Below are 9,779 nucleotides of genomic sequence, written 5' to 3' on the forward strand. Positions count from 1 at the left end.
GCCAAGTGCTGAAGAAGACGCTTGCCACGGCCGCCGTCGCGGCCACCGCCGCCGGCGTGGCGGGCATGGCTGCCGCCCCCGCCATGGCCATCAGCAACGACGAGGGCCCCACCACGATCAGTGGCAACGGGAACTTCGACGCCACGGGCAACACCACCACCAGTGGCGTCCTGAGCCCGAACCTCGGCCTCGTCAACGGCACGCTGAACGAGGTCTGCATCCCGATCAGCCAGCTCGACGTGCAGAACGTGGTCCAGGTCCTCGCCATCCCGATCGGCGTCCAGGACGTGCTCACCAGCAAGAACGAGCAGAACTGCTCCGAGAACTCGGTGCAGATCGACGGCGACGACCCGCTGTCGCACCTCCTGGACGACCTGGCGCTCCTCTCCGGGAACGGCGTCGCCAACAACTGAGGACCAGCGAGTCCCGGGCGCATCGGCCTCCTGACCGGTGCTCCACGATGAGACGGCCCCCTCCCCGAACACCCGGGGAGGGGGCCGCTTCGCTGTGTCGGGAGCCGCTACGCCCGGCGCCGGCCCACCAGCTGCGGGTCGTGCTCCAGGCCCTGGAGGCCGTGCCAGGCCAGGTTGACCAGGTGGGCGGCCACCTCGGCCTTCTTGGGCTTGCGGACGTTGAGCCACCACTGCCCGGTCAGCGCCACCATGCCCACCAGCGCCTGCGAGTACATCGGGGCCAGCTTCGCGTCGAAGCCGCGGCCCTTGAACTCGACGCCCAGGATGTCCTCGACCTGGGTCGCGATGTCCCCGATCAGCGAGGCGAAGGTGCCGGTCGACTGGGCGACCGGCGAGTCCCGCACCAGGATGTGGAAGCCGTCCGTGTACTGCTCGATGTAGTCCAGCAGCGCGAACGCCGCCTGTTCCAGCAGCTCGCGCGGGTGGCCCGCGGTCAGGGCACCGGTGACCATCGAGAGCAGCCTGCTCATCTCCCGGTCGACCACGACCGCGTAGAGCCCCTCCTTGCCGCCGAAGTGCTCGTAAACCACCGGCTTGGAGACCCCGGCCTTGGCCGCGATCTCCTCCACCGAGGTGCCCTCGAAACCGCGCTCCGCGAAGAGCGTGCGGCCGATGTCCAGCAGCTGTTCCCGGCGTTCGGTGCCCGTCATTCTCCGGCGGGCCCGTCGCGTGGGGCGCGGAGTCCTGCCCTTGCCGTCGTCGTTGATGCTGTTGTCGGTCGCCACGCCCCCCATCATGCCGTGTTCGGTGCGGCGCTCCCCTGATGGTTTTCCTTACGGTTCGCTCCCGAATCGGTGTCCTCGCCGCCCGGGATCGCGCGCTTGGCGTCGATTCGTGACTGCTTCGGCCAGCGCACGTCGTAGACCCAGCCGGCCTTCTCGAACCAGCTGATCAGTCGGGCACTGGAGTCCAGCTGCCAGCGGTCCACGCCGTGCCGGGCGCACGTCGGGTCGGCGTGGTGCAGGTTGTGCCAGGACTCGCCGCAGGACAGGATCGCCAGCCACCACACGTTGCCGGAGCGGTCCCGGGAGAGGAACGGCTGCCTGCCGGCGGCGTGGCAGATCGAGTTGATCGACCAGGTGACGTGGTGGATCAGCGCGATCCGCACCAGCGAGCCCCAGAAGAACGCGCTCAGCGCGCCCTGCCACGACCACGTGAGCAGCCCGCCGAGCAGCGGCGGCAGCAGCAGCGACACCGTCGTCCAGAGCGCGAACTGCCGGGAGACGCGGCGCACGTCGGCGTCCTTGACCAGGTCGGGCGCGTACACGTGCTGCGGCGTCTGCTCGCGGTCGAACATCCACCCCAGGTGGGCCCAGAACAGGCCCTTGACCAGCGCCGGCACGGTCTCGCCGTACCGCCAGGGCGAGTGCGGGTCGCCCTCCGCGTCCGAGTGCTTGTGGTGCCTGCGGTGGTCGGCCACCCAGCGGACCACGGGGCCCTCGGCGGCGAAGGAGCCGGCGATGGCCAGCGCGACCCGCATCGGCCGCTTGGCCTTGAACGAGCGGTGCGTGAAGTGCCGGTGGAAGCCGATGGTGACGCCGTGCACGCCGAGGAAGTAGAAGACCACCATCAGCGTCAGGTCGAGCCAGCTCACCCCCCAGCCCCAGGCCAGCGGGACGGCGGCGAGCAGCGCCAGGAACGGCACCACGATGAACAGGAGGAGCGCGACCTGCTCCGCCGTGCCGCGCCGCTCGCCGCCGAGGGTGGCGGACGGCAGGGGGGGAGCGGGGGGCGCGCCGGCTTCGGCCCGGTCGGCTGGCGCCAGGTCAGGACTTGCGGTCATGGGGTTCCTCGGTGGGGGGGAGTGGGGGGTTCCCGAGAGGGGGAAGGAGATACCTACGGGACCGTAACCTACGGCATCGTAACCATCGCAAGTCGTAGCGGACGGCGCAAGCGGCGCAAACCCAGGCGACCGCGCCGTGCCGGACCGATGGCACACCCTGACTACGATTGGCCTGTCGGACAGCGAGGTCCGCCTCAGCCCGCCCCCTTGAGCCAACGACCTCCCGGAAGAGCCCAGCTGCGAGGAGCCGCAACCGTGAGCAGTCCCGACAGCAACGAGACACCCAACCCGGTCGCCCCGGAAAGCGGTACCGCGCTGCGTGCCGACATCCGCCGTCTGGGGGACCTGCTCGGCGAGACGCTGGTGCGTCAGGACGGCCCCGAGCTGCTTGAACTGGTCGAACGCGTTCGCGCCCTGACCCGCACGGACGGCGAGGCCGCCGCCGAGCTGCTCGGCTCGACCGACCTGGCCACCGCGGCCAAGCTGGTGCGCGCGTTCTCCACCTACTTCCACCTCGCGAACGTCACCGAGCAGGTACACCGCGGCCGGGCGCTGCGCGACCACCGGGCCGCCGAGGGCGGGGTGCTCTCCCGCACCGCCGACATGCTCAAGGACGCCGACCCGGCGCACCTGCGGCAGACCGTGGCCAACCTCGGCGTGCGGCCGGTGTTCACCGCGCACCCCACCGAGGCCGCGAGACGCTCGGTCCTCACCAAGCTCCGCAAGATCGCCGAGCTGCTCGACAACCCGGAGGCCGAGCACGGCGGCGACCGGCGCCGCACCGACCTCCGGCTCGCCGAGAACATCGACCTCATCTGGCAGACCGACGAGCTGCGCGTGGCCCGCCCCGAGCCGGCCGACGAGGCGCGCAACGCCGTCTACTACCTGGACGAACTGCACGCCGGCGCCGTCGGCGACGTGCTGGAGGACCTGGCCGCCGAACTGGAGCGGGCCGGCGCCCCCATGCCCTCCGGCAGCCGCCCGCTGACCTTCGGCACCTGGATCGGCGGCGACCGGGACGGCAACCCCAACGTCACCCCCCAGGTCACCTGGGACGTGCTGCTGCTCCAGCACGAGCACGGCATCACCAGCGCGCTGCGCCACATCGACGAGCTGCGCGGCGCGCTCTCCAACTCGATCCGCAACAGCGGCGCCAGCCAGGAGCTGCTCGACTCCCTCGACCGGGACATCGCGCTGCTGCCCGAGATCACCCCGCGCTACAAGCGGCTCAACGCGGAGGAGCCCTACCGGCTCAAGGTCACCTGCATCCGGCAGAAGCTCCTCAACACCCGCGCCCGGCTCGCCGAGGGCACCGCGCACGTGCCGGGCCGCGACTACCTGGGCACCGGGGAGCTGCTGACCGACCTGGCGCTGGTCCAGGACTCGCTGCGCGAGCACCGCGGCCAGCTGATCGCCGACGGCCGCCTGGAGCGGCTGATGCGCACGCTGGCCGCGTTCGGCCTGCAACTCGCCACCATGGACGTGCGGGAGCACGCCGACGCCCACCACCACGCGCTCGGCCAGCTCTTCGACCGGCTCGGCGAGGAGTCCTGGCGCTACGCGGACATGCCCCGCGAGTACCGCACCAGGCTGCTCGCCAAGGAGCTGCGCTCGCGCCGCCCGCTGGCCCCGACCCCGGCCCCGCTCGACGCGGCCGGCGCCAAGACCCTGGGCGTCTTCGAGACCGTCCGCCGGGCGCTCGACAGCTTCGGGCCCGAGGTCATCGAGTCATACATCATTTCGATGTGCCAGGGCGCGGACGACGTGTTCGCGGCCGCCGTGCTGGCCCGCGAGGCCGGCCTGATCGACCTGCACGCCGGCTGGGCGAAGATCGGCATCGTGCCGCTGCTGGAGACCACCGACGAGCTGAAGATCGCCGACGAACTGCTCGACTCGATGCTCTCCGACCCCTCCTACCGGCGGCTCGTCTCGCTCCGGGACGACGTGCAGGAGGTCATGCTCGGCTACAGCGACTCGTCGAAGTTCGGCGGCATCACCACCTCGCAGTGGGAGATCCACCGGGCCCAGCGCCGGCTGCGCGACGTGGCGCACCGGCACGGGGTGCGGCTGCGGCTCTTCCACGGCCGCGGCGGCACCGTCGGCCGCGGCGGCGGCCCCACCCACGACGCGATCCTGGCCCAGCCCTGGGGCACCCTGGAGGGCGAGATCAAGGTCACCGAGCAGGGCGAGGTGATCTCCGACAAGTACCTGGTGCCGTCGCTCGCCAGGGAGAACCTGGAGCTCACGGTCGCCGCCACGCTCCAGGCCTCGGCCCTGCACACCGCGCCCCGGCAGTCCCAGGAGGCGCTGGCCCGCTGGGACGCGGCGATGGACACCGTCTCGGACGCGGCGCACTCCGCCTACCGCCGCCTGGTCGAGGACCCGGACCTGCCGGCGTACTTCTTCGCCTCGACCCCGGTGGACCAGCTGGCCGAGCTGCACCTGGGCTCCCGCCCGTCCCGCCGCCCGGACAGCGGCGCCGGGCTCGACGGACTGCGCGCCATCCCGTGGGTGTTCGGCTGGACCCAGTCGCGGCAGATCGTGCCCGGCTGGTTCGGCGTGGGCACCGGGCTCAGGGCGGCCCGCGAGGCCGGCCTCGACGACGTGCTGGCCGAGGCGTTCGAGCACTGGCACTTCTTCCGCAACTTCCTGTCCAACGTCGAGATGACGCTGGCCAAGACGGACCTGCGGATCGCCCGCCACTACGTGGAGACGCTGGTGCCGGACGAGCTGAAGCACGTCTTCGCGACCATCGAGGCGGAGCACGCGCTGACCGTCGCCGAGGTGCTGCGGATCACCGGCGAGCGCGAACTGCTCGACGCCAACCCGGCGTTGCAGCGCACCCTGCACATCAGGGACGCCTACCTGGACCCGATCTCCTACCTCCAGGTCACCCTGCTGCACCGGCAGCGCGAGGCGGCCGCCAGGGGCGAGGAGCCGGACCAGCTGCTCTCCCGCGCCCTGCTGCTCACCGTCAACGGCGTGGCCGCGGGCCTGCGCAACACGGGCTGACGGGCCGCGCCCCGCCGGTCAGGCGGGGGCGCGGCGGAAGGTTCGGCGGTAGGCGCTGGGCGACACGCCCAGCGCCCGGTGCAGGTGCTGGCGCAGCGAGGCCGCCGTGCCGAAGCCGGCCTGCTCGGCGACCCGGTCCACCGGCAGGTCGCTCTCCTCCAGCAGCTGCCTGGCCCGCTCCAGGCGCTGCTGGACCAGCCAGCGCTGCGGCGAAAGACCGGTCTCCGCGCGGAACCTGCGGGTGAACGTGCGCACGCTCATCGCCTCGAGATCGGCCAGCTGCCGCAGCGTCACCGGCTGGCCGAGCCGGTCGAGCGCCCACGCCCTGGCCCGCCCGGTGGACCGCTCGCCGTCGCCCGGCACCGGCCGTTCCACGTACTGCGCCTGCCCGCCCTCCCGGTGCGGCGGCACCACCGTGCGGCGGGCCACCGAGTTGGCGACGGCCGCGCCGAAGTCCCGCCGCACCAGGTGCAGGCACAGGTCGATGCCGGCCGCGACGCCGGCCGAGGTGAGGATGGGGGCCTCGCCGGTGTGGTCCTCGGTGTAGAGGATGTCGGGTTCCAGGCGGACCCGGGGGAAGAGCCTGCGGAACCGCTCACAGGCGTCCCAGTGGGTGGTGGCCCGCCGGCCGTCGAGCAGCCCGGCGGCGGCCAGCACGAAGGCGCCGGTGCAGATGGAGGCGATCCTGGTGCCCGGCCTGATCAGGTCCAGCGCGGCGCTGAGCTCGCGCGAGATCCGGCCCTCGACGGCGGTGTCGCTGCCGTGCGCGGCCGGCACGATCACCGTGTCGGCCGTGGCCAGGACCTCGGGCCCCGCGTCGACGACGATGTCGAAGTCGGCGTCCGAGCGCACCCGCCCCGGGCGGACCGCGCACGTCACCACCTCGTAGAGCAGCCGCCCGTCGGCCGCCTTGGCCCGGCCGAACAGCCGGTGCACGATGCCGAGTTCGATGGGCAGCAGCCCGTCCCGCACCAGCACCGCGACCCGGTGCCGCGGCTCGCTCTCCTCGTTCGCGGTGTCCATGGCCCGATCCTTGCATATCACGGCCGTCGGGCCACTCGTCGGGCCGGCGCCGACACCGCACGATCGTGGGGTGACCCAGACCGAACAGCCAACGACCCCCACCCCCGTCGCCCCGGGGCCGCGCGTCCACCCGGCGTGGTGGGTCGCCCTCGTCGCCTTCCTGGTGCTCGTCGGCGCCGCCGGCTTCCGGTCCACCACCGGCGTGCTGATCGACCCGCTGCACGACGAGTTCGGCTGGTCACGCGGCTCGATCTCGTTCGCCGTCTCCGTCAACCTGCTGCTCTACGGCTTCACCGCGCCCTTCGCCACCGCGCTGATGGAGCGCTACGGGATCCGGCGGGTGGTGTGCGGCGCGCTGCTGATGATCTCCGCCGGCAGTGGCCTGACCGTCTGGATGGACAGCCAGTGGCAACTGGTGCTCTGCTGGGGCGTCCTGGTCGGGCTCGGCGCCGGCTCGATGGCGCTGGCCTTCTCGGCCACCATCGCCGGCCGCTGGTTCGTCGCCCGCCGCGGACTGGTCACCGGCGTGCTCACCGCCGGCGGCGCGGCCGGCAACCTGGTCTTCCTGCCCGTCGTCGGCCTGCTGGTCGAGGGCCCCGGCTGGCGCGCGGCGGCGGTCGCCGTCGCGCTGTGCGCGCTCGCCGTGGTGCCACTGGTGGTCTGGCTGCTGCGGGACCGCCCGGAGGACCTCGGCATCCGCCCCTTCGGCGCCGGCGACGACTACGTCACCCCACCCCGCCCACCGGCCGGCGCCGCCCGCCGGGCCGTCGGCGCGCTCGGCTCAGCCATGCGCACCCGGGTCTTCTGGCTGCTCGCCGTCTCCTTCGCGATCTGCGGCGCCTCCACCAACGGCCTGATCGGCACCCACTTCGTGCCCGGCGCCCACGAGCACGGCATGCCGGTGCCGGTCGCCGCCTCGCTGCTGGCGCTGATCGGGATCTTCGACCTGGTCGGCACGGTCTTCTCCGGCTGGCTGACCGACCGCTACGACGCGCGCCGGCTGCTCGCCGTCTACTACGCCCTGCGCGGCCTGTCGCTGCTGTTCCTGCCGGTGCTGTTCGAGTCCTCGGTGCAGCCGCCGATGCTGTTCTTCGTGGTCTTCTACGGGCTCGACTGGGTGGCGACCGTGCCGCCGACGATCACCCTGTGCCGGGAGCACTTCGGCGAGGAGGCCGGCGTGGTCTTCGGCTGGGTCCTCGCCTCACACCAACTCGGCGCCGCCGTCGTCGCCTTCGGCGCCGGACTGATCCGGGACGTCACCGGCTCCTACGACCTGGCCTGGACCTCGGCCGGCATGCTGTGCGCGGTGGCGGCCGTCCTGGTGATGCTGGTGCGACGCCGCCCCGTCCTGGTCGCCTAGATCCACAGGGCGAACGTCAGCCCGAGCGCGGCCAGCGCCGTCGCCCCGGTGGCGGCCGCCACGCGGTACATCCGCAGGCCGCCGGCGATCACGACCGACGCCAGCAGCAGGGCGCCCATCAGCGGCAGCCAGGAGTAGAGGACGCCGGGCAGCCCGGTGCGGATCGCCTCTCCGGTGTCCTCGTACACGGCGACGTCGAGCGTCTCGCCCGGCTCGCGGGCGATCGGCTGGACCAGCGCCACGGTCGCGCCGCTCGGCTCGAAGACGCCGGTGCAGGCGTCGTCGGAGCAGGCGGCGAGCGTCAGCCGGCCCTGCGGCAGGTCACCGGGGGACATCGCGTCCCGCGCCGTGTCCCAGGACCCGAGGAAGCCGCCGACCACGATCAGCAACGTCAGCAGCCCCAGGAGGAGGTACCGCACGAGCAGCAGGACGCCGAAGGCACTCTCACCCGCCCGGCGGGCGAAGCTGCGGCGAACGGTGCGGGTGGTCGCGGACATGCCGCCGATCTTTGGCCACGGCCCGGCGGCCGGTCAACCCCCGTCGCTCTCCGTCAGCTGTTGTACGCGCTCTGGGCCCGCTCCAGACCCTCCGTCAGCAGGCTCTCCACGGCGTCGGCGGCGCGGTCGACGAGCAGGTCCAGCTCCTTGCGCTCGACCGGCGAGAAGTCCTTCAGCACGAACGCCGCCACGTCCATCCGGCCCGGCGGGCGGCCGATGCCGAAGCGGACCCGGTAGTAGTCCCGGCCCAGCGAGGCCGTGATGGACTTCAGCCCGTTGTGCCCGTTGTCCCCGCCGCCCAGCTTGAGGCGCAGCGCGCCGAAGCCGATGTCCAACTCGTCGTGGATCACGACCAGCCGGGAGACGGGGACCTTGTAGAAGGTGCTGAGCGACGTGACGGGCCCGCCCGAGACGTTCATGTACGTCATCGGCTTGGCCAGCAGCACGCGCGGGCCGCCGGCGCCGGGCGCGCCGAGCCGGCCCTCGCACAGCAGGGCGCGGGACCGGTGTGACGAGAACCTCCCGCCGATCCGCTCGGCCAGCAGGTCGACGACCATGAAGCCGACGTTGTGCCGGTTCGCGGCGTACTGCGGCCCCGGGTTGCCGAGGCCGGCGACCAGCCAGGGTTCGTCCGTGGTCGTCGTCGTCATCACCGTCTCCCGCTCGGGCTCCTCGTCCGTCAGGCGGTCGCCGCCGCCTCGGCGGCCTCACCCTCGCCCTCGGCGGCCGCCGGCGCCGGCTCCTCGGCCTGCGGCTGCAGGACCTGCAGCACGACCGTGTCCTCCTCGACCGCGAGCGAGGTGCCGTTCGGCAGCGTGATGTCCTTCGCCAGCACCGAGGCGCCCGGCTCCAGGCCCTCGATCGAGACGCTGAGCGACTCCGGGATGTGGGTGGCCTCGGCCTCGACCGGCAGCGCGCTCAGCACGTGCTCGAGCAGACCGCCACCCGGGGCCAGCTCGCCCTCGGTGTGCACCGGCACCTCGACGGTGACCTTCTCGCCGCGCTTGACCAGCAGCAGGTCGATGTGGACCAGGAAACCCTTGATGGCGTCGCGCTGCACGGCCTTCGGGATCACCAGCTCCTGCTTGCCGGCGACGTCCAGGGTGATCAGCACGTTCGGCGTCTTCAGCGCCAGCATCAGCTCGTGGCCCGGCAGGGTCACGTGCACCGGCTCCGAACCGTGCCCGTAGATGACGGCCGGCACCTTGTTCGCCGCCCGGATCCGCCGGGACGCGCCCTTGCCGAACTCCTGCCGCGCCTCGGCGGTCAGCTTCACATCAGCCATTGCTCTACCTCGCTCCTCGCTGTGGGGCCTCGATCACGCCGCCCGGCCCAGGGCGGACCAACGGACCAGCCACGAAGAGCGCGTCGATCACGGACAACCCCTGGGGGCCTCCCTCGCCGAGCGATACCACCCTACCGGGTGGAGGAGACCACCACGTCGCTGGGCGCTCGGCCTTGGCCGCGACCAGGCGGCGGGGCGGCGGCCCCGCGGTGCCCGCGCCCACCCACCCGCCCTTGGCGGGTGGCCTCGCGCGGGGCCCGGCGGCGCAGCCGCCGCAGGCCCCGGCTCCGCCGGCCGCGCGGTGCCGCGCCCACCCACCCGCCCTCCGGGCGGGTCGTCGCGCGGC

At 72.9% G+C, this 9,779-nt stretch carries 9 protein-coding genes; 3 read left to right on the forward strand and 6 right to left on the reverse strand.

Annotated elements, in window-relative coordinates; genetic code table 11:
- On the forward strand, window positions 1-413 hold a 413-nt coding region (locus RNC47_RS35060; protein WP_311604811.1), incomplete at its 5' end, for a rodlin.
- 107 nt (window positions 414-520) lie between these two features.
- On the opposite strand, the gene RNC47_RS35065 is transcribed toward RNC47_RS35060, so the two are convergent.
- On the reverse strand, window positions 521-1,207 hold the full coding sequence (locus RNC47_RS35065) for a TetR/AcrR family transcriptional regulator (protein ID WP_311604820.1): 687 nt from the start codon (window positions 1,205-1,207) through the stop codon (window positions 521-523).
- A complete protein-coding gene (locus tag RNC47_RS35070; protein ID WP_311604812.1) occupies window positions 1,207-2,256 on the reverse strand; it encodes an acyl-CoA desaturase in 1,050 nt (349 codons plus the stop codon). The genes RNC47_RS35065 and RNC47_RS35070 overlap by 1 nt, the downstream gene beginning before the upstream one ends.
- Before the next feature lie 255 nt (window positions 2,257-2,511).
- Here RNC47_RS35070 and ppc point away from each other — a divergent pair, with 255 nt between their 5' ends.
- The gene (gene ppc / locus RNC47_RS35075) at window positions 2,512-5,268 is read left to right on the forward strand and encodes a phosphoenolpyruvate carboxylase (protein WP_311604813.1); all 2,757 of its coding nucleotides are present in this window, start codon (window positions 2,512-2,514) and stop codon (window positions 5,266-5,268) included.
- An 18-nt stretch (window positions 5,269-5,286) separates the two neighbouring features.
- Here the strand turns inward: ppc and RNC47_RS35080 are convergent, their stop codons facing one another.
- Window positions 5,287-6,291: a GlxA family transcriptional regulator gene (locus RNC47_RS35080; protein ID WP_311604814.1), complete on the reverse strand. Its 1,005-nt coding sequence runs from the start codon at window positions 6,289-6,291 to the stop codon at window positions 5,287-5,289.
- A 70-nt stretch (window positions 6,292-6,361) separates the two neighbouring features.
- On the opposite strand from RNC47_RS35080, the gene RNC47_RS35085 reads away from it, so the two are divergent.
- Window positions 6,362-7,651, forward strand: coding sequence for an MFS transporter (locus RNC47_RS35085; protein ID WP_311604815.1), 1,290 nt, complete (start codon window positions 6,362-6,364; stop codon window positions 7,649-7,651).
- Here the strand turns inward: RNC47_RS35085 and RNC47_RS35090 are convergent.
- From RNC47_RS35090 to RNC47_RS35100, 3 genes are read right to left on the reverse strand one after another with little or no spacing between them, the layout of a single operon-like run.
- A complete protein-coding gene (locus RNC47_RS35090; protein WP_311604816.1) occupies window positions 7,648-8,148 on the reverse strand; it encodes a hypothetical protein in 501 nt (166 codons plus the stop codon). The two genes, RNC47_RS35085 and RNC47_RS35090, sit on opposite strands and share 4 nt — an antisense overlap.
- 53 nt (window positions 8,149-8,201) lie before the next feature.
- The gene (gene pth, locus RNC47_RS35095) at window positions 8,202-8,798 is read right to left on the reverse strand and encodes an aminoacyl-tRNA hydrolase (protein WP_311604818.1); all 597 of its coding nucleotides are present in this window, start codon (window positions 8,796-8,798) and stop codon (window positions 8,202-8,204) included.
- Between the two features lie 29 nt (window positions 8,799-8,827).
- Window positions 8,828-9,433: a 50S ribosomal protein L25/general stress protein Ctc gene (locus RNC47_RS35100; protein WP_311604819.1), complete on the reverse strand. Its 606-nt coding sequence runs from the start codon at window positions 9,431-9,433 to the stop codon at window positions 8,828-8,830.
- Window positions 9,434-9,779: the final 346 nt, after the last annotated feature.

Source organism: Streptomyces millisiae (genome assembly GCF_031845425.1).
Classification (GTDB): Bacteria; Actinomycetota; Actinomycetes; order Streptomycetales; family Streptomycetaceae; genus Streptomyces; species Streptomyces millisiae.